The following is a 26899-nucleotide window of genomic DNA, read 5'->3' as shown; positions in this document are numbered from 1 at the left end:
AATATGACGAAAGCACCAAGAAAAAGAGCTTTTATGCCCATCTTATAAAGATGGTTTTTTGGGCTTTTCTTGTCATTATAGGAGCTATTTATTTTGGAAATATGCTTTTTGGGCAGTATTCTTTAGATACCTTGCTTTCACTTGAAGCAACCAAAGAAGAATTGAATAAAAAAATATCTTTTCTCAAAGAGCAAAACGCCAAAGCACAAAAAGATTATTTTGAATTACAAGGATTATACCCCAATGAAAACTAAAATTTTAGGAATATTTTTAATTTTTATTTCTTTATTAAATGCTGAGGAAAATCCTTTCAAATCAGAGCAAAACATGAGTATGATTATGCCACCTGATTTTCAAAAAGAGGATATTAAATTTAATTCTAATGCAAGAGTTTTAAAAAGCGTAAGTTTTAATTATATTAATCTTGATGGAAGTGAAGAAGTATTAAATGTTGATATTAATAAAAGCATAGATTGGCACGATACTTATACTCTTGTCCGTACTAAGAGCCCAGATCCTTCAAAAGTTTTTGATGTTTCAGTAACTATACCTGAACGTAATGATTCTAAAAAAGAATCCAATGGTACAGCAAATATAGAAATACCGCTACAAGTTGATAAAATTTATGATTTTATATCTTATGCAGTGTATAAAAATAAAATCAAACTCAATACTAGTGATGAGCTTATTAGTGATTTTTCCATAGGTAATCCTAGTAAAATTGTAGTGGATTTTAAATCAGATCTAGTAAATCCTACTAAAAACATACGCATTAGTAATTCTCTTTTTAAGCGTATAGATTTTGGCTCTCATAAGGGGTATTATAGACTTGTGATATATTTGGATGGAAATTATAATTACAATATCCAAAAAGATGCTACAGGATATATGATCAATCTATTGTGATGAGAATTTTTGTTTTTTTATGGTGTGTTAGTTTTGCTTTTGCTAGCGATATTTTACTTTTAAGCAAGATAAGTGAACAAGAAATTCAAAATAAGAATTTTAATGGCTATTTAATGAGTGAAAAGCTTGATGGAGTCAGAGGAATTTGGGAAGTGGGAAAATTTAAAACCCGCCAAGATAATCCAATTTATACTCCTTCTTATTTTACTTATAATTTTCCTAGCTTTAAGCTTGATGGGGAGCTTTGGATAGCTAGGGCTAAATTTGATGAGGTGTCAGCTTTAATTCGTGGCGATAATCTAGACTCAAGCCTTTGGAAAAGTGTTACTTATAATGTTTTTGATGTACCCAATGCTTGTGAAGAATTTAAACTCACTTCTTGTACTTTAAGCAACCGCCTTAAGGTTTTAGAGCAGTATTTGCAACAAAATCCCAATCCTTATATAAAAATCATAAAGCAAATTCCTATAAAAGATCAAGAGCATTTAAAAGAATTTTATAAAGATATTGTCTTAAATAAGGGCGAAGGTGTAGTTATACGCAAGGATCTTGTTCCTTATGAAAAAGGCAGAAGTAAAAACGCTTTTAAATTAAAACCTTATGAAGATGCTGAATGTAAAGTCATAGGTTATACTGAAGGTAAGGGTAAATTCCAAGGTAAAATCGGCGCTTTACTCTGTCAAATGCCAAATGATAGGGTGATTAGAATAGGCAGTGGTTTAAAAGATAAAGATAGGGAAAATCCACCTAAAATAGGCTCTATTGTTACTTATAAATTTAATGGGTTGACTAAAAATTCCTTACCGCGTTTTCCAGTTTTTTTACGCATAAGGGATTAAAATTCTTGACTTTGTTTTCTTTTTCTGATATAATACCTACTTTTTTCGGGGTGTAGCGCAGTCTGGTTAGCGCACTTGGTTTGGGACCAAGGGGCCGAAGGTTCGAATCCTTTCACCCCGACCATTTTTTATAAATTTATACAAAATGGTGAGTGTAGCTCAGTCGGTTAGAGCATCAGATTGTGGTCCTGAGGGTCGTGGGTTCAATTCCCATCACTCACCCCACTAAGCGTTCGTAGCTCAACTGGATAGAGCAACAGACTTCGGATCTGTAGGTTATGGGTTCAATTCCTATCGGGCGCACCACCAAATTTTTATATGCGTTCATAGCTCAGCTGGATAGAGCAACGGCCTTCTAAGCCGTAGGTCAGAGGTTCGAATCCTCTTGAGCGTACCATACTAGCGGATGTGGTGAAATTGGCAGACACGCCAGACTTAGGATCTGGTGCAGCAATGCGTGAAGGTTCAAGTCCTTTCATCCGCACCACAATTTAAAATTATATCTCCCTTAAATTAGCGCAATCGTCTTTTTCTTTACAAAATAAAAAATTTCATTTTGTTTTAAATTTTATTTCGATTTTTAGAAAATTAATCATTTTTATTAAAAAATTTGATAAAATTTTTTAAGTTTATAAAATGAATTTTTAATTTAAAAATTTCAATACCATATAAAATTAAAGAGAAAAGTATGCAAAGAATAGTTGTAAAAGTAGGCTCTCATGTGATCAGCGATGAGAATCTTTTAAATTTAAAGCGCTTTGAGAATTTGGTGGCTTTTTTGACCAAATTAATGCAAAAATATGAAGTTATTTTAGTTACTTCAGCTGCTATTTCAGCAGGATGTACCAAGCTTCATATAGATAGAAAAAATTTAATTAATAAACAAGTTTTAGCTGCGATAGGACAACCTTTTTTAATCAGCGTTTATAATGAATTTTTAGCCAAATTTGGCAAAATGGGTGGACAAATTTTGCTTACAGGAAAAGATTTTGATTCAAGAAAGGCGACTAAGCATGCTAAAAATGCTATTGATGCGATGATTGATTTAGGAATTTTGCCTATTATTAATGAAAATGATGCCACAGCTATTGAAGAGATTGTTTTTGGTGATAATGATAGTTTAAGTGCCTATGCGACGCATTTTTTTGAAGCTGATTTGCTTGTGATTTTAAGTGATATTGACGGTTTTTATGATAAAAATCCTAGTGAATTTAGCGATGCAAAGCGTTTGGAAAGGGTTGAATTTATCAAAGAAGAATGGCTTAATGTGAGTGTTAAAACAGGAAGCGAGCACGGAACAGGCGGTATAGTTACTAAGCTAAAAGCAGCTAAATTTTTATTAGAAAATCATAAAAAAATGTTTTTAGCAAGTGGTTTTGATTTAAGTGTTGCAAAGGCATTTTTGCTAGAAAATAAACAAATAGGCGGAACTTTATTTGAGTGATTATAAATTTTTATTTTTCCTTAAGTTTTGAAGAGTAAAATAAATTATGCGCATAATTCATAATATTAAGAAGAAATGATGAAAAAGTCAGTAAAAATACTTCTTTCAGTTGCTACTTTTGCATACGATCCTTATACTTGCTCTTTGCAAAATTTAATTAATCCAGGTAGCTGCAATCCTAATTTAGTGCCTAATGATGAGTATGCTTGCTAGGCTTTACCTAATGTTAGAGTAAATGGCGAGCCTGTTTGTGTGGAGTATTATTAATGTCTATTTTAGTAAATGCTGTAGATACTTTTTATTCTACTAAAAATGAAGCTGTATTTTCAGCTTCTAAAAGTGAAAATATAAAAAGAAATGTCGCAGATTTTAATACTGATAATAATACAAAAAATTCCGTGTATTTTTTTAGTGATGATAAAGAAATTTCTTTGAATTTAAGCAATGAAAGCATGGAACTTTTGACAAATCATTTTAGCGCAAATGATTTTTTAAAACTTTCTAATGGAAATATAGGCTTAAGCGGAAAAGCAGCCGCTTTTGTAGAAGGCTGGTATAAAGATATTATGATAAATAGAAATTTTTTAAATGCCGATAGGGATAAAAATGGCAGAATAGAAAATAACGAGCATTTATCTTTAAAAAATTCAGTAGAAGATGTCGCAAAAAATCAAGATTTAAGTAAGAATTTTGGGGCAGTTGTTTTAAGAATGACTCAAAGTACAACAGGCTATGTTGAAAATACAATTAGCGATAAAAGCTTAAGTATAGAAGCACTTATAGATGAAAGTATAAAAAGTGATAGAAATTTTGATGGGATTATTACGAGGCTTGAGTATTCTGCTAAAGGCGGTACAGATATGCAAGGCTATACGAATTGGGCTATAGATGCTTTAAATGATATTTTAGATGATAGCGATAAAGCCAAAAATTCATTTAGTTGTCGATCCTACAAGCAAAATTTGGCATTCGTATGCAGGCAAAACATTAAATGAGGTTAAGGCTTACTATGATAATCCTTTTAGAGCGACGAGTGGAACTTCTGCTTCTGGTTTTTTAAATATAGTGATTGAAGAACCAAGAATTTTACCAAGTAATGATTTAGAAAATGAAAAAGAGCAATTGCTTAATGAATTTCCTGAATTTAGAGCTTTGATACAAAACAATCCCAATATTACAAAAGAAAAACTTTTAAAACTTAAAAATCAGCAAAGAATCACACACAATTATCAAGATCATCAAAAACAAGATTTGCAAAAAGAATTTACACAAAATTTCTTTAAAACAGATCTTAAGGCCTAAATTCCCTTAAAAAATTCGGCAATTTCCGCATTTAACCTTACAAAATTTTTATAAAGATTCACCCCGTTTTGACTGGATTGAGTTAGCTTTAAAATCAAATTTGTTATAATCAAAACCTTGAATTTTATATAAAGCGAAATGATGAAAAAAATTATTTTTATGGGCACACCAAGCTATGCAACTTGTATTTTAAAAGCTCTTTTAGAAGATGAAAATTTTGAGCTTTTAGCGCTTTTTACTCAGCCTGATAAAGCTGTGGGTAGAAAGCAGATTTTAACACCAAGTGATACTAAAGCATTTTTGCTTCAAAAAGCTCCACAAATTCCTATTTTTACCCCAAATTCTTTAAAGGATGAGAGCGTTATAGAGCAAATTTGTGCTTTAAAGCCTGATTTTATAGTAGTTGCTGCTTATGGAAAAATTTTACCTAAGGCTATTTTAGATATAGCTCCTTGTATCAATCTACACGCTTCGCTTTTGCCTAAATACCGAGGCGCTAGTCCAATACAAAGCGCGATTTTAAATGCTGATGAAAAAAGCGGGGTTTGCACGATGCTTATGGAAGAAGGACTAGATACAGGAGCTGTGCTTGAGAGCGTAGAATGCGATATAAGAGATAAAAATGTAAATGAAGTTTTTGAAATTTTAGCAAATTTAGCAGCAAAGCTTACTCTTTCTACTCTTTTAAATTATGAAAAACTCCTTCCAAAAAAACAAGATGAAAGCTTAGCTACACATTGTAAAAAGATCAAAAAAGAAGATGGGCTTGTGAGTTTAGATAATGCAAGAGAAATTTATCAAAAATATCTAGCTTTTACACCTTGGCCCGGGGTTTTTTTAGAAAATGGTTTGAAATTTATAGAACTTGAGCTTGTGGATGAGTTGAAGCAAAATGCCAAAATGGGCGAAATTTTAGAACTTGAAAAGGAAAGCTTTTTACTTGCTTGCAAACAAGGAATTTTACGCATTAAAAAACTTCAAGAAAGTGGAAAAAAAGCTCTTGATGGCAGAACTTATTTAAATGGAAAAAGGCTTAAAAGTGCAGATAGCTTGTGTTGAAAGTATTGATTCTACCCATCTTTTTTTATGCGAGCAAATTCGCAGTGGCAAAATCAATGAAAATTTTGCCCTTTATGCCTTAAATCAGACAAAGGGTGTGGGTAGTAGAGAAAATTCATGGCAAAGTTCTAGCGGAAATTTACATCTTTCTTTTTGCATTAAAGAAGGCGATTTGCCAAGCGATTTGCCCTTAGTTTCTGTGAGTATTTATTTTGCTTATTTGTTAAAGGAAATTTTACAAGAAAAAGGTTCTAGAATTTGGCTTAAATGGCCCAATGATTTATATTTAGATGATAAAAAAGTGGGAGGGGTAATAAGCACTAAAATTTCAGATTTTATAGTGGGCGGCATGGGTTTAAATTTAAAATTTGCTCCCCATGATGCAGCTTTGTGTGATGTTGAAATTTCACTTGAAGATTTGATAGAGAAGTTTTTACAAAGACTAGAGAAAAAATTTTTATGGAAGCATATTTTTAGCAAGTATATGTTAGAATTTGAAAAATCAAGACAATTTAGTGTCCATTATGAAGGTAAGGTATTTTCACTTGAAAATGCTTTTTTATATGAGGATGGATCAATTTTACTAGGCGATAAAAGGGTGTATAGTTTAAGATGAGTGAGATTATTACTATAGCAAATCAAAAAGGTGGAGTAGGTAAAACTACAACAGCTGTGAATTTAGCGGCATCTTTGGCGGTAGCTGAAAAAAAAGTTCTTTTAATTGATGTGGATCCACAAGCAAATGCTACAACAGGCTTGGGTTTTAATCGCAATAATTATGAATATAATATTTATCATGTTTTTATAGGTAGAAAAAAACTTTCTGATATTATTTTAAAAACAGAATTACCCCAACTTCATCTAGCTCCTTCAAATATAGGTCTTGTAGGCATAGAGCAAGAACTTGCAAAAGGCGAAAATAACGAAAAAAAAATGATACTCAAAAACCAAATTCAAGAAGTACTTGATGAGTATGATTTTATTATCATCGATTCTCCGCCCGCACTTGGAAGTATCACTATCAATGCTTTTGTTGCTAGCGATAGTGTTATCATACCTATACAATGCGAGTTTTATGCGCTTGAAGGTGTGGCAATGGTTTTAAATACGATTAAAATTATTAAAAAAACTATCAACCCCAAATTAAAAGTGCGAGGATTTTTACCGACTATGTATAGCTCGCAAAATAATCTTTCTAAAGATGTTGTAGAGGATTTAAAGCAAAATTTTAAAAAGCAACTTTTTACCATAAATGGCAATGAAGATGATTTTATCGTTATCCCTCGCAATGTAAAACTAGCCGAAAGTCCAAGCTTTGGAAAGCCTATTATACTTTATGATATAAAATCTCCTGGTTCTTTGGCTTATCAAAATTTAGCATATTCGATTTTAGGATAAAACAATGGGTCTTAATAAAAATAGAGGTTTAAGCACCTTAATGGGAGATGTAGGAGAGGTTTATAGCAGGGAATTAGGTCTTGATAAAAATCAAGTAAGTCTTATTGAAATTTCAAAAATCACTCCAAATCCTTTTCAGCCAAGAAAAACCTTTGACGAAATAGCTTTAAATGAACTTGCAAATTCTATAAAAGAGCATGGATTAATACAACCTATAATCGTACTTAAAAAAAATGATAGTTTTATCTTAGTAGCCGGTGAAAGAAGGCTTAGAGCTACTCAAATTTTAGGCAAAGAAAATATACTGGCCTTTGTGTCAGACAGCGATGAGAGCAAGCTTAGAGAATTAGCACTCATAGAAAATATACAAAGAGAGAATTTAAATCCTATCGAACTTGCAAATTCTTACAAAGACTTAATAGAGGTTTATAATATCACTCAAGAAAATTTAGCCGAACTTATCCATAAAAGCAGAACCCAAATCACAAATACTTTAAGACTTTTAAATTTAGATCCTAAAACTCAAGATCTCATAGCAAGTGGTAAAATTTCACAAGGACACGCTAAGGTTTTAGTAGGCTTAGATAAAGAAGATGAAAAAGTACTTGTAGACAGTATTTTGGGGCAAAAACTCAGCGTAAGAGACACGGAAAGACTTGTTCAAAAGGTTAAGAATAAAGAAAACACAGAAGATGTAGAATTTGAAAATTCTATGCAAAGTTTAAAACAGACTTTAAATAAATTAGGATTTGCATCTAAAAACAATAAAAAGGAACTCATTATTCGTTTGGACAATATTGAAAAAATTAAAAAACTGACTGAAATTCTCAATAAATTTTAACAAAGTATTAGTTTTTATTTGTTACAATAAAAGACTTATAATACCCCAAAGGAGATCTATGTTTGAAGATATGCATCCTTCCATAATGCTTGCTACTATGGCTATTTTTTTAGCTATGATAGTGATTTTAAACACTATGCTATACAGGCCCCTTTTGAAATTTATGGATGAAAGAAATGATTCTATAAAAAACGACGAAAACAAAGTCAAAGAAAATTCACAAGAAATGTTAGGAGCAAACGACGAGGTTGAGGCAATTCATGTGAGTACAAGAGAAGAAATCCATAAAATCAAACAAAATGCCATCAATGCAGCCAAAGAGGAAGCTCAACAAGCTATAAAAGCTAAAAAGGAAGAGTTAGAGCGTAAAATGGCTAACTTCTATACCGAATTAATATCTCAAAAAAAAGAACTTCAAGATCATTTGTCAGCACACTTGCCTGACCTTAAACAAGCTTTGCAAAATAATATTAAACAGCACTAATTAAGGAGAAAGATGAAAAAGCTATTTTACTTTATTTTTTTACTGCCTTTATGTGCCTTTGGTGCATCTAATGGTAGCGGAGAGTATGATATTGTTCCAAGAACAATAAATTTCTTAATTTTTGTAGCTATATTGTATTATTTTGTAGCAAATCCTTTTAAAGCTTTTTATAAAAACAGAATTTTAAGAATTTCTTTAAAATTAGACGAAATTCAAAAGAAGCTTTTGGAAAGCAAGGCAAAAAAACTTGACACAATGAAAAAGCTTGAAGAAGCTAAAGCAAATGCAGCAGCAGCTTTAGTTGTGGCAAAAAAAGAAGCAGAGGTGCTTGCTCAAAAAATTAAAGAAGAAACTCAAAATGAGCTTGCTTTACTTCAGAAGCATTTTGAAGAGCAAAAAGACTATGAATTTAGAAAAATGGAAAAAGAGGTTGTGTCTTTAACTCTTAAAGAGATTTTTGAAGATTCAAATATTGCTTTAAAACAGAATGAAATCATTGATATTATGATGAAGAAGGTGTCTTAATGAATGATCTAATAGCTAAAAGATACGCAAAAGCTATAGCCTTAAGAGCAGATATTTCAGAATTTTATGATAATTTGTCTGTTTTAAGTTCGGCTTTTGCTTCGCCTAAATTTAAAAATATCATAGAATCAAATCAAATTCAAAAAGAAAAAAAATTAGAATTTGTTATTTCTTTAATAGAAAAAGCTAGTCCTAGTTTTAACAACTTTTTAAAACTATTAGCAGAAAATTCAAGACTTTCTTGCATTCCTCAAATTGCTAAAGAGCTTGAAAGACAAAAATCTTTTAAAGAAAATATTTTTTTAGGGACTGTTTATTCTAAAGAAGTATTAAGCGAAGATAATATCAAAGAGCTTGAAAATAGACTTAGTACTAAGTTTGGTGTTAAAATTAAACTACAAAATAAAGTAGGTTTAAATGAAGGTGTGAAAATTTCACTAGAAGAATTAGGTTATGAAATTTCTTTTTCAATGAAAGCTCTTCAAAACAAGATGAGCGAATATATACTCAAAATTATTTAAGGAGAATGTGTAATGAAATTTAAAGCTGATGAAATCAGTTCTATCATAAAAGAAAGAATCGAAAATTTTGATTTAAATTTAGAGATTGAAGAAACAGGAAAAATTATTTCAGTAGCTGATGGTGTGGCTAAGGTTTATGGTCTTAAAAATATTATGGCCGGTGAAATGGTAGAATTTGACAATGGCGATAAAGGTATGGCATTAAACCTTGAAGAAAGTAGCGTGGGTATAGTTATACTTGGAAAAGGAGAAGGCTTAAAAGAAGGTACTTCTGTAAAACGCCTTAAAAAACTTCTTAAAGTTCCAGTAGGGGAAGCTCTTATCGGTCGTGTGGTGAATGCACTTGGTGAACCAATTGACGCTAAAGGTGTTATCAATAGTAATGAATTTAGATTTGTAGAAGAAAAAGCTAAAGGTATCATGGCTAGAAAAAGTGTACATGAACCTTTACATACAGGGATTAAAGCTATAGATGCATTGGTGCCAATTGGTCGTGGCCAAAGAGAGCTCATCATAGGCGATAGACAAACAGGTAAAACTACTGTAGCTGTAGATACTATCATTTCTCAAAAAGGACAAGGAGTTGTTTGTATTTATGTAGCCATAGGACAAAAGCAAAGCACAGTGGCTCAAGTTGTAAAAAGACTTGAAGAGCATGGAGCTATGGATTATACTATAGTTGTAAATGCGGGTGCTTCGGATCCAGCAGCACTTCAATACCTAGCACCTTATACAGGTGTAACTATGGGTGAGTTTTTTAGAGATAATGCAAAACACGCTTTAATTGTTTATGATGATTTGAGTAAGCATGCTGTGGCTTATCGTGAAATGTCTTTGATTTTACGCCGTCCTCCAGGTCGCGAGGCTTATCCTGGTGATGTTTTCTATCTTCACTCAAGACTTTTAGAAAGAGCTAGTAAATTAAATGATGAGTTAGGTGCGGGTTCTTTAACAGCTTTACCAATCATCGAAACTCAAGCGGGCGATGTTTCAGCTTATATTCCAACCAATGTTATTTCGATCACTGATGGACAAATTTTCTTAGAAACTGATTTATTTAACTCAGGAATTCGTCCAGCTATCAATGTGGGTCTATCGGTTTCTCGTGTGGGTGGTGCGGCTCAAATTAAAGCAACTAAACAAGTTTCAGGAACTCTAAGACTTGATCTTGCACAATATAGAGAACTCCAAGCTTTTGCTCAATTTGCAAGTGATTTGGATGAGGCAAGTAGAAAACAACTTGAACGCGGACAAAGAATGGTTGAGTTATTAAAACAACCTCCTTATTCTCCACTTAGTGTTGAAAAACAAGTGGTTTTAATTTTTGCGGGAACAAAAGGTTATTTGGATGATGTAGCTGTTTCAAAAATCAGAGAATTTGAAGATGGAATTTATCCATTTATAGAAGCAAAATATCCAGATCTTTTTGAGCAAATTCGTTCGAAAAAAGCTTTAGATGCAGAGTTAGAAGAGAAATTAGCTAAAGCAATAAACGAGTTTAAAGCAAACCATTTATAAGGTTCTTTTATGTCTAATTTAAAAGAAATTAAAAGAAAAATAAAAAGCGTCCATAATACGCAAAAAACAACCAATGCGATGAAGCTTGTTTCTACTGCCAAATTAAAAAAGGCAGAAGAAGCAGCAAAAAGATCTAGAGTTTATGCGCAAAAAATCGATGAGATTTTAAGTGAAATTTCTTTTCAAGTCAATAAGATTGTTCACAATGAAGAGGATTCAAGATTTGTTTTATTTCATAAGAAAAATCAAATCAAAAATGTAGATCTGATCTTTATAACAGCAGATAAAGGACTTTGTGGCGGTTTTAATATCAAAACCCTAAAGGCTGTAAGTGAACTTTTAAAAGAATATGAAGAAAAAAATATCAATGTTCGCTTAAGAGCTATTGGAAAAACAGGAATTGAGTATTTTAATTTTCAAAAAATAGAGCTTTTAGAAAAATATCTTGGCTTGAGCTCAAGTCCTGATTATGATAAAGCTTGCTCTGTTATTCAAGCTGCTGTAGATGATTATTTAAATGGAATAACTGATGAAGTTGTTCTAGTGCATAATGGATATAAAAATATGATCACACAAGAATTAAAAATTTCTCATCTAATCCCAGTAGAGCCAAAGCAAATCGAAGGAAACTCGAATTCGCTTTTAGAACTTGAACCTGAAGATACAGATCTCTTGGGAGATTTGATGAAAACATATTTTGAATACAATATGTATTATGCATTAATTGATTCTTTGGCTGCAGAACATAGTGCGAGAATGCAGGCTATGGATAATGCCACCAATAATGCAAAAGCTAGGGTTAAACAGCTTAATTTAGCTTACAATAAAGCAAGACAAGAATCTATCACTACTGAACTTATTGAAATTATCAGTGGTGTTGAGTCAATGAAATAGTAAAATTTTTAAGGAGAGTATAAATAATGCAAGGATTTATTTCACAAGTATTAGGTCCAGTTGTTGATGTAGATTTTAACGACTATTTGCCTCAAATTAATGAAGCCATTGTTGTAAATTTTGAAAGTGAAGGCAAAAAACAAAAACTTGTTTTAGAAGTAGCAGCACACTTGGGCGATAATAGAGTTAGAACTATTGCTATGGATATGACAGATGGCTTGGTAAGAGGACTTAAAGCAGAAGCTTTGGGTGCTCCTATTAGCGTTCCTGTGGGTGAAAAAGTTTTAGGAAGAATTTTTAATGTTACGGGAGATTTGATCGACGAGGGTGAAGAAGTTGCTTTTGATAAAAAATGGGCAATTCATAGAGATCCACCAGCTTTTGAAGATCAAAGCACAAAAAGTGAGATTTTTGAAACAGGGATTAAAGTTGTGGATTTACTTGCTCCTTATGCAAAAGGTGGTAAAGTAGGTCTTTTTGGTGGTGCAGGTGTTGGTAAAACTGTTATTATTATGGAGCTTATTCACAATGTTGCATTTAAACATAGCGGCTATTCTGTATTTGCAGGTGTAGGTGAGAGAACTCGTGAAGGAAATGACCTTTATAATGAAATGAAAGAAAGTAATGTTTTAGACAAAGTTGCTCTATGTTATGGACAAATGAATGAACCACCAGGGGCAAGAAATCGTATTGCTTTAACAGGTTTAACAATGGCTGAGTATTTTAGAGATGAAATGGGTCTTGATGTGCTTATGTTTATTGATAATATCTTTAGATTTTCACAATCAGGTTCTGAAATGTCAGCACTTTTAGGAAGAATTCCATCAGCTGTGGGTTATCAACCAACCCTAGCAAGTGAAATGGGTAAATTCCAAGAAAGAATTACTTCAACTAAAAAAGGATCAATTACTTCAGTTCAAGCAGTTTATGTTCCAGCAGATGACTTAACAGACCCAGCTCCAGCAACTGTTTTTGCTCACTTAGATGCTACAACTGTTTTAAATAGATCTATTGCTGAAAAAGGTATTTATCCTGCGGTTGATCCACTTGACTCAACTTCAAGAATGCTTGATCCTCAAATTATTGGCGAAGAGCACTATAAAGTTGCGCGTGGTGTTCAATCTGTACTTCAAAAATATAAAGATTTGCAAGATATCATTGCAATTTTGGGTATGGATGAATTAAGCGAAGAAGATAAATTGATCGTTGAAAGAGCAAGAAAAATTGAAAAATTCTTATCACAACCATTCTTCGTTGCAGAAGTATTTACGGGTAGCCCTGGAAAATATATTTCTCTTGAGGAAACCATTGCAGGCTTTAAGGGAATTTTAGAAGGTAAATACGATCACTTACCAGAAAATGCTTTCTATATGGTGGGTAATATTGACGAAGCTATTGCAAAAGCAGATAAACTGAAAGGTTAATTTATGGACAATTTAATCAGTTTTGAAATAGTTACACCTATGGGTGTGATTTATCAAGGGGAGGTAAAATCAGTTACCTTGCCAGGAAGTGAAGGAGAATTTGGAGTACTTAAAGGACATGCTGCTTTAGTTTCATCTTTAAAATCTGGTGTAATTGATATAGAAAAAGCTGATTTAAATCATGAATTAATCGCAATTGATGCAGGTCATGCTAAGGTAGATGAAGATAAGATCAGTGTTTTGGCTAAGGGCGCGGTTTGGATTTCAGGTTCTAGCGAAAGCGAAATCGAAAAAAATCTTGAAAGCGCTAAAGAATTAATCAAATCTATGAGTTCAGACAATACAGCTTTGGCTGCTACCTTTTCAAAGCTTGACAATGCAAAGGTTAGGTAGATGAATTTTGAAGCGATATTTCAGTTTTTTGGAAGTTCAAGCATAATTACTTATATAGTCTTAGCTTGGCTTTCCTTATATTTTATACTTTCTTTTTTTATACTTTTTTCAAGAATGACTTATTTGGCAGCTTGGAAAAATAAAGAAAAAGAAAGTTTAGAAGCTCTACTCTTGGGAGAAAAAGATTTGAGTAGAACGCGTTCTATTTTAAGAAAGTGCACAGATACTAGTTTATCACATCTTGAGATTTACAAAAATTTAGCAAGTCGTCGCGCATCCAATGGGCTTACTTGGCTTAGTATAGTAGCTTCAACCTCTCCATTTATAGGACTTTTTGGGACTGTTATTTCTATACTTGAGACTTTTGGTGGTTTAGGGACGCAAAATTCTTTAAGTATTATTGCACCTAAGATCAGTGAAGCTTTAGTTGCCACAGGCTGTGGTATTTTGGTTGCTATTCCTGCTTATACTTTTCATCTTATTATTAAAAGAAAGGCTTTTGAGCTCTTAAGTATAATTGATAGTGAGATTAAAGTTATTAGTTCTAACAAATAGGATTTAAGATATGCCATTTGACGATGAGAAGCCAGAGCTTAATATAACTCCTTTGGTTGATATCATGCTTGTTTTATTGGCTATTTTAATGGTAACAGCTCCAAGCATTACTTATGAAGAAAAAATCAATCTTCCTCAAGGAAGTCAAAAATCCACAAGTGCTCCTAGTGTTAAAAGCTTAATTGTTAGTATTAATGCTAAAAAAGAGATATTTTTAAATCAAGAAAAATATAGTTTTGTAAGCTTTGCAGATAATCTTGCACAAAAAAAAGCACAATTTAATACCGACGAACCGGTATTTATTAGGGCTGATAAGAGTTTAAAATACGATGATGTTATTTTTGTTTTAAAAAGTATTAAAAATTTGGGCTTTAATAAAGTCGCCTTGCAAACAGAATAAGCTATGAAAGAATATGGTCTAGGCAAGATAAATTCATTTTTGCTTGCTGTTGCGGTTTATGTTTTTATTATAATTCTTATTTTTTTTAGACTCGTAACCCACATACAACCTGCAATCCAATATACGGATATTCAAGATAGTTTTATCGACATAGAGCTTATGGAACCCTCAAAAAAAGTCGTAAATGAGCAAAGCGCTCCTAAAGATATTCAAAAACCTGTCCAAGAGCTTGATATTGAAAAACTTTTTGCACAAACTACAAACAAAGCAGTAAAAACTGAAGATGTGGATCAAAAAGCCAGCAATTTTAATGAGCTTTTTGGTAGTATCAAAGAGATACAAGAGGAAAAAACTACTAAAATACAATCAAGCGCTAAATCAGAAACAACAAGCAGTTCAAAAACTCAAGCTTCAGAGCTTGTAAAGCAATTAAACGATAGCTTATTTGAAGAAGAAAGTATCAATCAAGGCGAAAGTATTAAAAATCAAAAGACAGGGATTTATGATGAGTTTTTGGGAAAGGTGGTGCGCATCATCACCCAAAGATGGAGACAATATCATCCTAATAGTGAAAATATTTCAGTCAAGGTAAAAATTTTTATTGATGAAAATGGAAATTTTGGCTATACTTCAGTCGAAAAAAGCGGAAATTCTTTATACGACGCAAAAGTAGCCGAATTTTTAGAAAACCAAAAAGGTAAATTTATAGCCTATCCACCTCAAAATAAAAGCATAAGTATTACTATGAATTTAAAAGATGAGGCGCAAATTCAAAAATAATTGAGGAGTAAAAATGAAAAAAATTGTAACAGTATTTTTAATTTTTTTAGGAATACTTTGGGCAGAAGATCCTGTGATTGATGTCGTAAATTCAGGCGTAGTCTTACCAAAAATCATTGTTAAAGACAATTCGAATTTAAGTGATATTAATTTAAAGCGTAGTTTTTATAATATCATTGTAAATGACTTGAAAGTAAGTTCAAATTTTGAAGTTGTAAGTGATGCAAGTTCAGAAGCTGCAAATTACACTTTTGAATACGATTTGAGTAAAAATGGCAATGCTTTAAATTTGCATGTTAAGATCAAAGCAGGAGGCTTGGAAAAATCAAGTCAAACCTATGCTTTAAATGGTGTAGAGCAGTATCCTTTTTTGGCCCACAAAAGCGTAAAAGCTTCGGTAAATGCATTAGGACTTGCTCCTGTTGAATGGATGGATCATAAAATTTTAATTGCCAGAAATTCAAGCTCTAAAAAAAGTCAAATTATCATGGCCGATTATACTTTAACATATCAAAAAGTAATCATTGATGGAGGATTGAATTTATTTCCTAAATGGGGAAATAAAGAGCAAAGTATTTTTTACTATACCGCATACGATCATGATAGACCAACGCTTTATCGCTATGACTTAAGAACTAATAAAGCAAGTAAAATTTTAGCAAGTGGAGGTATGGTTGTAGCAAGCGATGTAAGCTTAGATGGTAGTAAGTTACTTGTGACTATGGCTCCAAAAGATCAACCTGATGTTTATTTGTATGATTTAAATTCTAAAAATTTAACTCAACTTACGAATTATTCAGGCATAGATGTAAATGGAAACTTTATAGGCGTAGATGATAGTAAATTTGTTTTTGTTAGCGATCGCTTGGGTTATCCTAATATTTTTATACAAAATCTCAATAATGGATCTGCCGAACAAGCAGTTTTTCATGGTAAAAATAATTCTGCAGTTTCAACCTATAAAGATTTTTTAGTATATTCTAGTCGTGAGCCAAATCAAGTAGGTGTTTTTAATATTTATTTAATGTCAATCAATAGCACAGGTATTCGTCAATTTACCGCAAATGGAAAGAATTTATTTCCTAGATTTTCAAGTGATGGTGGTAGTATAGTTTTTATCAAATATCTCGGAGCACAGAGTGCTTTAGGTGTTATTCGTGTTAATGCAAACAAGACTTTTTATTTTCCATTAAAAGTTGGGAAAATTCAGTCTATTGATTGGTAAAAATTTGTAATTTTTGGTTAAATTTAATTAATTTTAGATATAATGCTAACAATTTATTAACTTTGAAAGGTCATAAATGAAAAAAATTCTTTTTAGTTCTATTGCAGCATTTGCATTGGTTATCAGTGGTTGTAGCACAAAAAGCACTAGCGTAAGTGGTGATACAAGTGTAGATTCGAATCGTGGAACAGGTGGTAGTGATGGTTGGGATATTGATTCAAAAATTTCTCAACTTAATGATACTTTAGGAAAAGTATATTTTGATTTTGATAAATTTAATATCCGCCCAGATATGCAAAATGTTGTTAATACAAATGCTAATATCTTCAACAATGAAGTAAGCGGTGTAAGCATTACTGTTGAAGGTAATTGCGATGAGTGGGGAACAGATGAGTATAATCAAGCTTTAGGTTTAAAAAGAGCAAAAGCAGTTAAAGAAGCTTTAATTGCTCAAGGTGTAAATTCTGACAGAATTGCTGTTAAAAGCTATGGTGAAACAAATCCAGTATGCACAGAAAAAACAAAAGCTTGCGATGCTCAAAATCGTCGTGCAGAATTTAAACTATCAAGATAATTGATGAAAAAAATATTCTCAGTAGCTCTTATCGGAGCTACTTTACTTTATGCAGAAAGCTCTGCTTTTGGTGCAGGAGATTTAACCAGTAATTCCCCCTATGGTTTAACATCAAGTGAAAAATTACTCAAGGAAAAATTAGATACTTTAAGCAATAATAATGTTCAAGCAAATTCTAGAATTAATGAGATTGAACAAAGAGTCGAAGGATTGCAAAGTACTTTAGAGGGTATAAATTCGCAGTATGCCAAATCCAATTCTAGATTAACGCAACTTGAAACCCGTTTTGAAGCTATGGAAAATAATTTAAGCACAGAACTTCAAAATTTAAAAGCTTATGTTGAAGAAAGTAGAAAAATTCAAGATACTAACAATAAGCAAATTAAGAAAATTTTAACCGAATTAAGTTCTTTGGTTGATTCTATTAACGCAAATTATGTGTCTAAAGATGACTTAAATAGTACGAATTTAAGTATCAAAAATACAGTTGTTGTACCTCTATCGATCGATGATAAAAACATAACTTCTAGCGATGAAAACAATGCCAGTGTTGCTCCAGTGCAAGAAAAAGAAGTTAAACAAATAGATGATTCTTGGAAAAAGAAAAAAAATAACGAAATTTTAGACTTGGCTATCAAAGATTTAAATAATAATTCTTATGAGAATAGCAAAATTAAGTTAAACTATCTCATATCAAAACAATACAAACCTGCAAGGGCAAATTTTTGGTTAGGAGAAATTGAGTATAAGCAAAAGAAATACAATAATGCTATTGCTTATTATAAAAAAAGTTCTGCTTTGAGCACCAAAGGGGATTATTTTCCAAAGCTTTTATATCACACAGCGATTTCTCTTGATAAGATAGGAGATCCAAAAACAGCTAATGGGTTTTATAAGGCTTTAAAGACAAATTATCCTAATTCACCGGAAGCAAAAGCTTCCCCCAATAGAAAATAATATCAAGGAGAAAAAATGGCTATAGAAAAAAATAGCGTAGTTTCAATGTTTTATGAACTAAAAGATGCAAATACAAATGAAGTTTTAGAATCAAATTTATATGCTCAACCGATTTCTTTTATCTTAGGCAAAGGGCAAATTTTAGAAGCTTTAGAAGAAGAAGTGATGAAGCTTGATTGCCCTAGCAATGCTGATGTCGTGATTAAAAAAGATAAAGGCTTGGGCGAATACGATGAAAATGCAGTGCAAGTTTTACCAAAAGAGCAATTTGCAGGCATTGATTTAAAAATAGGTATGGAGCTTTTTGGCGAGGGTGAAAACGGAGAAACCGTTCGCGTAACTATTAAAGAAATCAGCGATAATGATGTAACTATTGATTACAATCATCCTTATGCAGGTCGTGATTTGCTTTTTTCTTTAAATATAGTAGATGCCAGAGCAGCAAGTGAAGATGAGCTTCTTACAGGCATTATAGCAGGAAGCCATAGTTGTGGTTGTGGAAGCGGACATGGGCATGGACATGATCATCACGGGCATGGCGGTGGCGGATGCTGCGGTGGCGGTGGCGGCGGATGTGGTTGCCACTAAGATGAATGCTGTATTTATTTTTCCAGGTCAAGGCTCTCAAAGTCTTGGCATGGGTAAAGATTTTTATGAAAACTCCAAAACCGCAAAAGAACTTCTAGAAAATGCCAGCGATTTTTGTAAAATTGATTTTAAAAATTTATTGTTTAACGAAAATGATGATTTAAACAAAAGTGAATTTACACAACCTGCTATACTCTTAAATTCTTTAATGGCTTATAGTGCTTTGAGTGAATTAAAACCTGATATTAAGGCTAAATTTGCTTTGGGTCATTCCTTGGGTGAATTTTCAGCTTTGGCGATCAATGGTGCTTTTAGCTTTTTAGAAGCAACTATGCTTGTGCATAAAAGAGGACTTTTTATGCAAGAAGATTGTGCAAAAGTTGAAGCGGGTATGATGGTAATTTTAGGGCTTGATGATAAAAAAGTGGAAGAGCTTTGTCAAAAAGCTAGAGATGAGGATAAAAAAATTTTTGCAGCTAATTATAACTGCGATGGGCAAATCGTTGTTGCAGGTTTAAAACCTGATTTAGCAAGCTATGAAAGCACATTTAAAGAAGCAGGCGCTAAAAGAGCTATGCTTTTAAATATGAGCGTGGCAAGCCATTGTCCGCTTTTAGAAAACGCGTCTAATAAACTTTGCATAGAGCTTGAAAAAATACTAGAGCCTACTTTTAAAGCTGTAATTTCTAATGCTACAGCTAAAGCTTATACGAGCAAACAAGAAGCTCTTGAGCTTTTAAAAACCCAACTTGTAGCTCCTGTGCTTTATAAACAAAGCATTAAGGCTTGTGAAAATGAAGCAGATTGTTTTATAGAATTTGGCGCTAGTGTGCTTAAAGGTTTGAATAAAAAAATCACTTCAAAAGAAACTTATGCTTTAACAAATATGAATGATATAGAAGAATTTTTAAAGGTAATATAAATGAAAATAGCAATTTTAGGTGCAATGAGTGAAGAAATCACTCCTTTGCTTGAAACACTTAAAAATTATACAAAAATAGAACACGCTAATAATACTTATTATTTTGCAAACTATAAAAATCATGAGCTTATTCTTGCTTATTCTAAGATAGGCAAGGTAAATTCTACCCTAAGTGCTAGCGTAATGATAGAAAAATTTGGCGCGCAAGTTTTACTTTTTACAGGAGTTGCAGGTGCTTTTAATCCTGAACTTGAAATTGGTGATTTGCTTTATGCAACAAAATTAGCTCAATATGATCTTGATATCACTGCTTTTGGACATCCTTTGGGTTTTGTTCCAGGAAATGAAATTTTTATAAAGACAGACGATAAATTAAACAATCTTGCTTTAGAAGTCGCAAAAGAATTAAATATCAAACTTCGTGCAGGTATTATCGCAACGGGTGATGAATTTATTTGTGATGAGGCAAAGAAAGCAAAAATCAGAGAAATTTTCAATGCGGATGCTTGTGAAATGGAAGGCGCAAGTGTGGCTTTGGTTTGTGATGCTTTAAAGGTGCCTTGTTTTATCTTAAGAGCTATGAGTGATAAAGCCGGCGAAAAGGCTGAATTTGATTTTGATGAGTTTGTGATCAATTCAGCTAAAATTTCGGCTAATTTTGTACTTAAAATGTGTGAGAAATTATGATAAATCTTAGCAAAAAACTCATACGCCAAGTTGCACAAGCTAATGCTAAATTTGGACTTATTAAAGATGGAGATAGGGTTCTTTTAGGACTTAGCGGGGGAAAAGATTCTTTAGCTTTGGCTCATCTTTTAAAAAGAATGCAAGCTCATGCACCTTTTAAATTCGAGCTTGAAGCAGCGACTTTAAGCTATGGTATGGGTGAGGATTACTCAGGGCTTCATGCGCATTGTGAGGAGCATGGGATCAAACACAGCGTGATTGATTCAAATATCTATGAAGTTTCAGGCGATACGATAAGACAAAATTCAAGCTTTTGTAGCTATTTTTCAAGAATGCGCCGAGGTGCTTTGTATACTTATGCTCTTGAAAAAGGTTTTAATAAATTAGCTATCGCACACCATTTAGATGATGCAGCTGAGAGCTTTTTTATGAATTTTATCCATAATGGAGCTTTAAGAACTTTAGCGCCTATTTATCAAAGCAAACGAGGTATTACGGTTATACGCCCTTTGATTTTTGTGCGCGAAAGACAACTTAGAGATAATGCTACGCAAAATGAACTTCAGGTTATAGGAAATGAATTTTGTCCTGGTATGAAACTCAGTGAAAAAAATGTAAAATTTCCACACGCTAGAGAAGAAGCTAAACAGCTTTTAGCAAATTTAGAAAAAGATCATCCTAAGCTTTTTACAAGCTTAAAAACTGCTTTTGCAAATTTACACACAGAAAGTTTTTGGCTAGAAAGGACAAAAATATGAAAAAAGCTTTTGTTTTAGTGGATTATCAAAATGATTTTATTGATGGAAGTTTAGGTTTTGATAAGGCTTTAAAGATCAAAGAAAATATTCTTAAAGCCTTAAATCAAATCGATTTTAATAACACGCATTTGCTTCTTACTTATGATACTCATGATGAGGATTATTTAAAGAGCAAGGAAGGGTTAAATTTGCCTATCGAACATTGTATAAAAGATAGCTCGGGTTGGCAAATGCCTAAAGATTTTACTCCCTTTTTGCAAAAAGCTCATAAGGTTTTTCATAAAAATACTTTTGGAAGTTTAGAATTTGCAAATTTTATCGCAAAAAGTGAATACGAAGAAATCCATTTTGCAGGACTTGTTTCCCATATTTGCGTCTTTTGTAATATCATTTTAGCTTTTAGCGCGAAGCCAAATTCAAGACTTATACTCCATCAAAATTTAAGTGCAAGTTTTGATGAAAATTTAGAAAAATCCGCTTTTGATCTACTTAGAGCTTATGGCATTGAAATACTTTAATGCAAGGCTTTATACTTCATACGCAAAAAGTAAAAGATGAGGATTTGATTGTTTATATTTTAAGCCCTAAAGAGCTTATCAAGGCGTATCGTTTTTATGGGCTTAGACATTCTAGTATTTTAAATGGTTATAAAATTGATTTTGCTTTAGATGAAAATCCTAGCTTTTTGCCAAGACTTAAGGATGTTTTGCATTTGGGTTTTGTATGGATTATGGATCGTGAAAAAATGCTGATTTGGCAGGAATTTATCCGTCTTCTGTATCATCATTTAAAAGATGCTCAAGTACTTGAAAGTTTTTATTTTGAGCTTTTAGATGAATGTGTAAAGCGTTTTGAAAAGCAAAATCCCAAGCGCGTGATTGTGGACGCTTATCTTAAGATTTTAGAATTTGAGGGAAGACTCCATCAAGAATTTAGATGTTTTGCTTGTGATGAAAGCATAGAAAATCCCATCACTTTAATTCGTGCTTTTTTACCTTCGCATCACACTTGTGCTTTAGGTTATGCATTTGAAAAGCAGAAATTAAAAAATTTTTATGAAAGTAAAAATTGTGCGATTTTTGGTGATGAAGAAATAGGGAATTTGTATCAATTGATCAAGGAGGGTTTATGATATTAAGTGATGAAAAATGCGAATTTTTAGAGCCTATAGTAAGTTTTTTAAGCTCTAAGGATGTGGAACTTGTTTTTGTAGAAAGTAAGGAAATGCAAGAGATTAACTTAGAGCAAAGAAAGCAAGATAAAACCACCGATGTGCTTTCTTTTCCACTTGAAAATATCGATGAGAGCTTGCCTTTGGGTTCTGTTGTGATTAATATAGATTTGGCAAAGCAGAAGGCTAAAGAGTTAGGACATAGTTTTGAAGAGGAAGTAAGCTTGCTTTTTATCCATGCCATGCTTCATTTGCTTGGATTTGATCATGAGGTAGATAATGGAGAAATGAGAGAAAAAGAAAAAGAACTTATAGAACACTTTAATTTGCCCAAAAGTTTGATTATAAGGACTTTGGAAGATTAAGTAAGATTTTTTCAAGGGCTAGAAGACTTGCGCTTTATATTTTAAATATATGAGTAAAAATATTAAAAAAATCATTTTTTGCCGATTTACTTTAGAATAAAATCTATTCCAAGGTGATAAAGATGATAGTATTTCCTCTAAGCTCTTTTAATAGATATTTTGGAAACAATCCTTTGCAAACACTTACCAAAATAAGAGATGAAAGTATTGAAAATGGAAATCCTGAGCTTGCAAAAAAACAAAGAGAAGAATTAGGTAATGATTTGATAGATTTGTATAAGATTTCTAAAAAATTCAGCGATAAAATAGAATTAGTCGAGGGTTCAATAGAAGATAAACTTAGAAACAATGAATTACCAGAATCAGAAGTTAAAAGTTTATTTAAATGGATGGATGAAAATTCCAAACACCCTCGTTGGATGCATATTGATGGGGTGAGTTATGATGAAGCTTATGTTAAAATTTTTCACACAAGCAAAAGTATAGATGAATTTAAAGAAAAATATCTTAAGCTTCAAAAAAAATATTTTGTTGATTTTAACAATATTGATTCATCACAGAAAAAACTGCAAGAAACTTCAGAAGAAGACAAAGAAAAGCCTTTTAAGCCTATACAAGCAGAAAGTAAAAGCGAAACCTACAAAGATGATAATAAAATGAATGAGCTTTTAAGAAAACTACTAGAAACTAAATTTGGCACAAGTGATGAGCTAGAAATTCTTTTTGGTATGAAATTTAGCGATGATGATGCAGGGGAATTTAATAAAATTCTTTCTTTAAATTCTGCACCAAAAAGCGTAGATATTAAGGCTTAAAAATATAAAAATTTAAATTATAAAAAGGATTAAAAATGATAGGTATCAACTCAACTTTCAATAACTCCTTTGTCAATCTTAATATTAAAAACAATAACAACTCTTCCTTAAATTCAAATACTAATGTAAAAAATTTACAAGACACCCAAGACGCTACTAAAACAAGCAATAAAGTCTTAGGTTATGAAGTAGATAAAGATGGCTTTTTTACAAGTGAATTTAATAAAGCAGCAGGAATTCCAAAAGATTATAAGATTTATGCTAAAGGTGCTGAAAATTTTGTTAATTATATCACTAACCTTAATTTTAAATCTTTTACCAATATAGATATTGCCAAAAGTTTAGGTAATGCTTATAAGGTTTTTTCACAGCTTATTGATGAACCGAGTGGAAATTTTACTACTGAAGATTTAAGCAAAATCCCTTTGGGATTTTCTTATAATAAAAAAAGTTTTCAAGTAACAAATATTTATTATTCCGAAAAAGATTTTGAGAGTGCTTTAAGTTTTGAAGATGACTTAAAAATCTATCAAAATCCTAAGCAATTAACCCTAAGTTTCCCAAGCTGGAAAGAAAAAGCTCCTGCTGATTATATTAAAAAAAATAGCGATATATTTGATCCAAGCTCTCATATAAATATCGGAGCATCATTTTATAAAAATGATAATGGCACTATAAGCAAAGGTGGTGTTTTAATGGCATTCTTTGCAGGTATGTCAGGACAAAATCCTCTTATAGAAGGTGAAAGAACTATAGAGGGAAAGCTTCTTGGCTATGATAAAAATATGAGCCAAAGTCAAGTGGAAGATTTAAACGAATTTATAAATCAAAATCCTATCGAATGGAGTATAACAGGAGATGTATTTGCAGATAGTGTATATATAACCAAACTTAGAAATACAATAACTGATATAGATGAATTTAAAAAACAATGGCTAGAAATGAAAGCCAAAAGTGATGAAATAGGGGAAATATATAAAGCTGAAATAGCAAAACAAAATAGAGAAATTGCTCTAGCACAAAAAAATTCAAACAAAGAAAAAGATAAACCCTTTGAACCTATACAAGCAGAAAGTAAAAGCGAAACCTACAAAGATGATAATAAAATGAATGAGCTTTTAAAAAAGTTACTAGAAACTAAATTTGGCACAAGTGATGAGCTAGAAATTCTTTTTGGTATGAAATTTGGTGATGATAATGCAGGGGAATTTAATAAAATTCTTTCTTTAAATTCTACACCAAAAAGTATAGATATTAAGGCTTAAGATTTTTTAAATTATAAAAATCAAGTTAAACTAAAAAATTCTTCTATTTTTTTTCGCATTTCTTCGACATTGTCGATGCGATTAACACTATCTCTAAAGGCTGAAGCATCTTTATGGCCTTTGGAATACTCGTGTAAATGTTTACGAAATATACTCACACCTTGATCTTTATAGTGTTTTATCATTTCGTCAAAATGAGTGAGTATGATTTCTTTTTTGAGTTTTTCATCTACATTTTTACCACTTTTGATTTCATAAAATATCCAAGGATTTCCCACACTTGCACGCCCTATCATAAGTCCATCACATTTTGTGATCTCATAAACCTCTTTAGCATTTTGAGCATTGATATCACCATTTGCGATCACAGGAATTTTCACGCTTGCTTTAGCATTGGCAATGGATTCATAATCCGCTTTTCCACTATAAAGCTGTTTTCTTGTGCGTCCATGAATACTTACAAAATCCACCCCCAAGCTTTCGCAAATTTTAGCCATTTTTTCGGGATATTTTTCATTAAAGCCTAAGCGAAATTTAACACTTGTAAGGCTTTTTTTATTGTTTTCTTTAATCACTCCCACAAGGCTTTTAAAAAGCTCTAAATTTTCTAGCAGAGCACTTCCTGCACATTGTTTGACGACTTTATTTACAGGACAACCACAATTAAAGTCAATGCCATCTACAAAATCCATTTCATTAAGCATTTGAACTGCTTTTTTAAGCACTTCTTTATCACCCCCTGCAATTTGGACTATATAAGGGTTTTCAAGTTCAGCTCTTTCTAGCATATGTAAGGTTTTAGAGCTTTCATAAACTAAAGCATTGGAACTTATCATTTCACTTATTGTGATATCTGCACCAAATTTTTTTACCACATTGCGAAAAGGCAGGTCTGAAAAACCCGCCATAGGAGCTAAAAATAAAGGCTTTTTGCTAAAATCTATCATTGTATAAGCTGATTTAAATCGATTTTGATATTTTTTTCACGCAAGGCTAAAAAGGCTTTAAAATCATTGAATTTTTTGTCATCATTATGAATTTGTTCTCTGAGTTCATCTAAAAGTCCAAATTCAGCTAAAAGATATAAATACGCTCTTAAAGCTTCACTTTTTTCATTTTTGATTTTGTTAAAAATTCCTATAACTGCGTCAGGATTTAAAAGCTTGATGCTTAGTTTTGCTATATCAAGATAGTCTTTTTCACTAAGGATATTGTGAGAAAGTAAAACTTCATATTCAGCAGCATTAAGCTCTAAATTTCCTTCTTTAAAACGCTTGATGAGTGTAAGGATATGACAAGGTTTTTTTGTGATTTTGATATTTTTAATTTGCTCATAAGTTCCTTTTTTTATCAAACTTTCAAAAGCCAGATCTTGGAATTCGTCTTGAGTTTGACTAAGGTTTTTGATTTTGGAATAAGCATAATTTATATCATTTTTGATATGATTTTTTTCATTTTCTAGAAATAAGATATTATTATTTTCGAGTTTAAATTTGTTAAGATTGAAGTATTCTTCTTTTTTAATGCCGTCTATAAGATCTAAAATTTCATTGATTTTGTTTGCATTAGGGATTTTTTCATGTGTTTTTAGGGTTTTAGCTAGCTGTGCTACTTGTCTAAATTCCTTTGTTTGAAAGCTGATATTTGATTCTTTTTCCAAAAGAAGGTCGCGGGTAAAATTTTCAAATTTGGTAGAATCTTTGAAAAAATGCTTAAATTTTAAAGTGAGTAAAAAATAATAAAAACCCATATGAATGATGGCAAAAAACACTAAAGGTATCAAAGGTAAAATAAGCCATATCATTATAGGTAGCTCGAAGCTATATGTATTGAAATTTAAAGTATAATTTCCTAATTCTAAATACCAAGCAAGAGCAAATATAAGAGCTATATAAATAAAGCTTGCTATAAAAAATAATCTAATTTTCATAACTCTCCTTTTTCTAAATTTTCGCGGCATACGATGCAGTATTTTGCATGAGGTTTGATTTTAAGTCTTTCTATGGCGATTTCTTCATCGCAAGATTCGCATATTCCATAAGTGCCATCTTTGATTTTTTCTAAAGAATCTTCTATTTCTTCTAATTCTTGTTTTAAATTAGCACTGATAGCAAAATCAATTTGCGATCCTGTTTCAATAACAGAAAAATCCACACTATCACTTGGGACGCTATTATGTAAGGCTTCAATTTCTTTAGAATTGCTTTGCAAATTTTCCAATATAGTTTTTTTTCTATTTTCTAAGATAGTTTTAAAAACTTGTATTTCATTCTTTTTCATTGTTTAACC

General features: G+C 31.9%; 36 protein-coding genes and 5 tRNA genes. 38 read left to right on the top strand and 3 right to left on the bottom strand.

The annotated features are described in order from the left end of the window. Window positions 1–50: 50 nt before the first annotated feature. The 38 genes from KAR67_RS05620 to KAR67_RS05440 all read left to right on the top strand — a co-directional run bounded on the left by KAR67_RS05620 (window position 51) and on the right by KAR67_RS05440 (window position 24610). Complete coding sequence (locus tag KAR67_RS05620; RefSeq protein ID WP_002779412.1) at window positions 51–254, top strand: hypothetical protein; 204 nt, start codon at window positions 51–53, stop codon at window positions 252–254. After that, entirely contained in the window at window positions 244–906 is a 663-nt protein-coding gene (locus tag KAR67_RS05615; RefSeq protein ID WP_002780014.1) for an AMIN domain-containing protein, read from the top strand. Before KAR67_RS05620 ends, KAR67_RS05615 begins: the two co-directional genes overlap by 11 nt. After that, window positions 906–1745 (top strand): DNA ligase, encoded by an 840-nt coding sequence (locus tag KAR67_RS05610; RefSeq protein ID WP_052782762.1) that lies wholly within the window; start codon window positions 906–908, stop codon window positions 1743–1745. Before KAR67_RS05615 ends, KAR67_RS05610 begins: the two co-directional genes overlap by 1 nt. Window positions 1746–1791: 46 nt before the next feature. After that, window positions 1792–1869 (top strand) — tRNA-Pro (locus KAR67_RS05605). A 24-nt stretch (window positions 1870–1893) separates the two neighbouring features. Further along, window positions 1894–1970: transfer RNA gene (locus KAR67_RS05600), tRNA-His, on the top strand. Window positions 1971–1974: 4 nt separating this feature from the next. After that, window positions 1975–2051, top strand: a tRNA-Arg gene (locus KAR67_RS05595). Window positions 2052–2065: 14 nt separating this feature from the next. Continuing rightward, window positions 2066–2142, top strand: a tRNA-Arg gene (locus KAR67_RS05590). Between the two features lie 5 nt (window positions 2143–2147). Then, a tRNA-Leu gene (locus KAR67_RS05585) sits at window positions 2148–2232 on the top strand. 201 nt (window positions 2233–2433) lie between these two features. Then, window positions 2434–3189 (top strand): glutamate 5-kinase, encoded by a 756-nt coding sequence (gene proB, locus KAR67_RS05580; protein ID WP_002779409.1) that lies wholly within the window; start codon window positions 2434–2436, stop codon window positions 3187–3189. Window positions 3190–3267: 78 nt separating this feature from the next. Then, on the top strand, window positions 3268–3402 hold the full coding sequence (locus KAR67_RS09830) for a hypothetical protein (protein WP_002779408.1): 135 nt from the start codon (window positions 3268–3270) through the stop codon (window positions 3400–3402). 53 nt (window positions 3403–3455) lie between these two features. Continuing rightward, the gene (locus tag KAR67_RS05575; protein ID WP_002779407.1) at window positions 3456–4184 is read left to right on the top strand and encodes a hypothetical protein; all 729 of its coding nucleotides are present in this window, start codon (window positions 3456–3458) and stop codon (window positions 4182–4184) included. Next, on the top strand, window positions 4099–4491 hold the full coding sequence (locus KAR67_RS05570; protein WP_002779406.1) for a hypothetical protein: 393 nt from the start codon (window positions 4099–4101) through the stop codon (window positions 4489–4491). Before KAR67_RS05575 ends, KAR67_RS05570 begins: the two co-directional genes overlap by 86 nt. Window positions 4492–4632: 141 nt before the next feature. Continuing rightward, window positions 4633–5550: a methionyl-tRNA formyltransferase gene (gene fmt / locus KAR67_RS05565; RefSeq protein WP_002779405.1), complete on the top strand. Its 918-nt coding sequence runs from the start codon at window positions 4633–4635 to the stop codon at window positions 5548–5550. Continuing rightward, the gene (locus KAR67_RS05560) at window positions 5513–6166 is read left to right on the top strand and encodes a biotin--[acetyl-CoA-carboxylase] ligase (protein ID WP_162284602.1); all 654 of its coding nucleotides are present in this window, start codon (window positions 5513–5515) and stop codon (window positions 6164–6166) included. Before fmt ends, KAR67_RS05560 begins: the two co-directional genes overlap by 38 nt. Beyond that, entirely contained in the window at window positions 6163–6948 is a 786-nt protein-coding gene (locus KAR67_RS05555; protein ID WP_002779403.1) for an AAA family ATPase, read from the top strand. Before KAR67_RS05560 ends, KAR67_RS05555 begins: the two co-directional genes overlap by 4 nt. Before the next feature lie 4 nt (window positions 6949–6952). Next, entirely contained in the window at window positions 6953–7789 is an 837-nt protein-coding gene (locus KAR67_RS05550; RefSeq protein WP_002785040.1) for a ParB/RepB/Spo0J family partition protein, read from the top strand. 58 nt (window positions 7790–7847) lie between these two features. Beyond that, window positions 7848–8273, top strand: coding sequence for a FoF1 ATP synthase subunit B' (locus KAR67_RS05545; protein WP_072225201.1), 426 nt, complete (start codon window positions 7848–7850; stop codon window positions 8271–8273). A gap of 12 nt (window positions 8274–8285) precedes the next feature. Further along, window positions 8286–8798, top strand: a complete 513-nt coding sequence (locus tag KAR67_RS05540) for a F0F1 ATP synthase subunit B (RefSeq protein ID WP_002779400.1) — start codon at window positions 8286–8288, stop codon at window positions 8796–8798. Next, window positions 8798–9319 carry a F0F1 ATP synthase subunit delta gene (locus tag KAR67_RS05535; RefSeq protein ID WP_002779399.1) on the top strand — a complete coding sequence of 174 codons (522 nt, stop codon included), beginning with the start codon at window positions 8798–8800 and terminating at the stop codon, window positions 9317–9319. The genes KAR67_RS05540 and KAR67_RS05535 overlap by 1 nt, the downstream gene beginning before the upstream one ends. 12 nt (window positions 9320–9331) lie before the next feature. Further along, complete coding sequence (atpA, locus tag KAR67_RS05530; RefSeq protein ID WP_002779398.1) at window positions 9332–10837, top strand: F0F1 ATP synthase subunit alpha; 1506 nt, start codon at window positions 9332–9334, stop codon at window positions 10835–10837. Between the two features lie 9 nt (window positions 10838–10846). Beyond that, entirely contained in the window at window positions 10847–11731 is an 885-nt protein-coding gene (gene atpG, locus KAR67_RS05525; protein ID WP_002779397.1) for an ATP synthase F1 subunit gamma, read from the top strand. Between the two features lie 26 nt (window positions 11732–11757). Beyond that, on the top strand, window positions 11758–13155 hold the full coding sequence (gene atpD / locus KAR67_RS05520) for a F0F1 ATP synthase subunit beta (RefSeq protein WP_002785043.1): 1398 nt from the start codon (window positions 11758–11760) through the stop codon (window positions 13153–13155). Window positions 13156–13158: 3 nt separating this feature from the next. Beyond that, window positions 13159–13548 carry an ATP synthase F1 subunit epsilon gene (gene atpC, locus KAR67_RS05515; RefSeq protein ID WP_002779395.1) on the top strand — a complete coding sequence of 130 codons (390 nt, stop codon included), beginning with the start codon at window positions 13159–13161 and terminating at the stop codon, window positions 13546–13548. Then, window positions 13549–14103 (top strand): MotA/TolQ/ExbB proton channel family protein, encoded by a 555-nt coding sequence (locus tag KAR67_RS05510; RefSeq protein WP_002785044.1) that lies wholly within the window; start codon window positions 13549–13551, stop codon window positions 14101–14103. 10 nt (window positions 14104–14113) lie between these two features. Beyond that, window positions 14114–14503 carry an ExbD/TolR family protein gene (locus KAR67_RS05505; protein WP_002782354.1) on the top strand — a complete coding sequence of 130 codons (390 nt, stop codon included), beginning with the start codon at window positions 14114–14116 and terminating at the stop codon, window positions 14501–14503. Window positions 14504–14506: 3 nt separating this feature from the next. Next, a complete protein-coding gene (locus KAR67_RS05500; RefSeq protein WP_002785045.1) occupies window positions 14507–15283 on the top strand; it encodes a TonB C-terminal domain-containing protein in 777 nt (258 codons plus the stop codon). A 13-nt stretch (window positions 15284–15296) separates the two neighbouring features. Then, on the top strand, window positions 15297–16508 hold the full coding sequence (gene tolB / locus KAR67_RS05495) for a Tol-Pal system protein TolB (protein WP_002782359.1): 1212 nt from the start codon (window positions 15297–15299) through the stop codon (window positions 16506–16508). Between the two features lie 76 nt (window positions 16509–16584). Next, window positions 16585–17082, top strand: coding sequence for a peptidoglycan-associated lipoprotein Pal (gene pal / locus KAR67_RS05490; RefSeq protein WP_002778702.1), 498 nt, complete (start codon window positions 16585–16587; stop codon window positions 17080–17082). Between the two features lie 3 nt (window positions 17083–17085). Continuing rightward, entirely contained in the window at window positions 17086–18039 is a 954-nt protein-coding gene (locus tag KAR67_RS05485) for a tetratricopeptide repeat protein (RefSeq protein ID WP_002785046.1), read from the top strand. A gap of 15 nt (window positions 18040–18054) precedes the next feature. Further along, the gene (locus tag KAR67_RS05480) at window positions 18055–18627 is read left to right on the top strand and encodes a peptidylprolyl isomerase (protein WP_002785049.1); all 573 of its coding nucleotides are present in this window, start codon (window positions 18055–18057) and stop codon (window positions 18625–18627) included. 1 nt (window position 18628) lies between these two features. Then, window positions 18629–19549 carry an ACP S-malonyltransferase gene (gene fabD, locus KAR67_RS05475; RefSeq protein WP_002786251.1) on the top strand — a complete coding sequence of 307 codons (921 nt, stop codon included), beginning with the start codon at window positions 18629–18631 and terminating at the stop codon, window positions 19547–19549. Continuing rightward, window positions 19550–20236 (top strand): aminodeoxyfutalosine nucleosidase, encoded by a 687-nt coding sequence (gene pfs, locus KAR67_RS05470; RefSeq protein ID WP_002778692.1) that lies wholly within the window; start codon window positions 19550–19552, stop codon window positions 20234–20236. Next, on the top strand, window positions 20233–20994 hold the full coding sequence (locus KAR67_RS05465) for a tRNA 2-thiocytidine biosynthesis TtcA family protein (protein ID WP_002845329.1): 762 nt from the start codon (window positions 20233–20235) through the stop codon (window positions 20992–20994). The genes pfs and KAR67_RS05465 overlap by 4 nt, the downstream gene beginning before the upstream one ends. Continuing rightward, on the top strand, window positions 20991–21512 hold the full coding sequence (locus KAR67_RS05460; protein ID WP_002790500.1) for a cysteine hydrolase family protein: 522 nt from the start codon (window positions 20991–20993) through the stop codon (window positions 21510–21512). The genes KAR67_RS05465 and KAR67_RS05460 overlap by 4 nt, the downstream gene beginning before the upstream one ends. Next, a complete protein-coding gene (gene recO, locus KAR67_RS05455) occupies window positions 21512–22126 on the top strand; it encodes a recombination protein RecO (protein ID WP_002782374.1) in 615 nt (204 codons plus the stop codon). The genes KAR67_RS05460 and recO overlap by 1 nt, the downstream gene beginning before the upstream one ends. Continuing rightward, window positions 22123–22530, top strand: a complete 408-nt coding sequence (gene ybeY, locus KAR67_RS05450) for an rRNA maturation RNase YbeY (protein WP_002785061.1) — start codon at window positions 22123–22125, stop codon at window positions 22528–22530. The genes recO and ybeY overlap by 4 nt, the downstream gene beginning before the upstream one ends. Window positions 22531–22652: 122 nt before the next feature. Continuing rightward, window positions 22653–23345: a hypothetical protein gene (locus KAR67_RS05445; protein WP_038852288.1), complete on the top strand. Its 693-nt coding sequence runs from the start codon at window positions 22653–22655 to the stop codon at window positions 23343–23345. Between the two features lie 35 nt (window positions 23346–23380). Next, the gene (locus KAR67_RS05440; RefSeq protein WP_162284603.1) at window positions 23381–24610 is read left to right on the top strand and encodes a hypothetical protein; all 1230 of its coding nucleotides are present in this window, start codon (window positions 23381–23383) and stop codon (window positions 24608–24610) included. A 20-nt stretch (window positions 24611–24630) separates the two neighbouring features. On the opposite strand, the gene KAR67_RS05435 is transcribed toward KAR67_RS05440, so the two are convergent. The 3 genes from KAR67_RS05435 to dksA are packed head-to-tail and all read right to left on the bottom strand — an operon-like array spanning window position 24631 to window position 26890. Next, a complete protein-coding gene (locus KAR67_RS05435) occupies window positions 24631–25557 on the bottom strand; it encodes a tRNA-dihydrouridine synthase (protein ID WP_002788913.1) in 927 nt (308 codons plus the stop codon). Next, entirely contained in the window at window positions 25554–26540 is a 987-nt protein-coding gene (locus KAR67_RS05430; RefSeq protein ID WP_002794389.1) for a hypothetical protein, read from the bottom strand. The genes KAR67_RS05435 and KAR67_RS05430 overlap by 4 nt, the downstream gene beginning before the upstream one ends. Then, the gene (dksA, locus tag KAR67_RS05425; RefSeq protein WP_002780131.1) at window positions 26537–26890 is read right to left on the bottom strand and encodes an RNA polymerase-binding protein DksA; all 354 of its coding nucleotides are present in this window, start codon (window positions 26888–26890) and stop codon (window positions 26537–26539) included. Before dksA ends, KAR67_RS05430 begins: the two co-directional genes overlap by 4 nt. Window positions 26891–26899 lie beyond the last annotated feature (9 nt).

The sequence above is a fragment of the Campylobacter sp. JH32 genome (assembly GCF_017846535.1).
GTDB lineage: Bacteria > Campylobacterota > Campylobacteria > Campylobacterales > Campylobacteraceae > Campylobacter_D > Campylobacter_D coli.
This window is presented reverse-complemented; position numbering and strand designations above follow the sequence as displayed.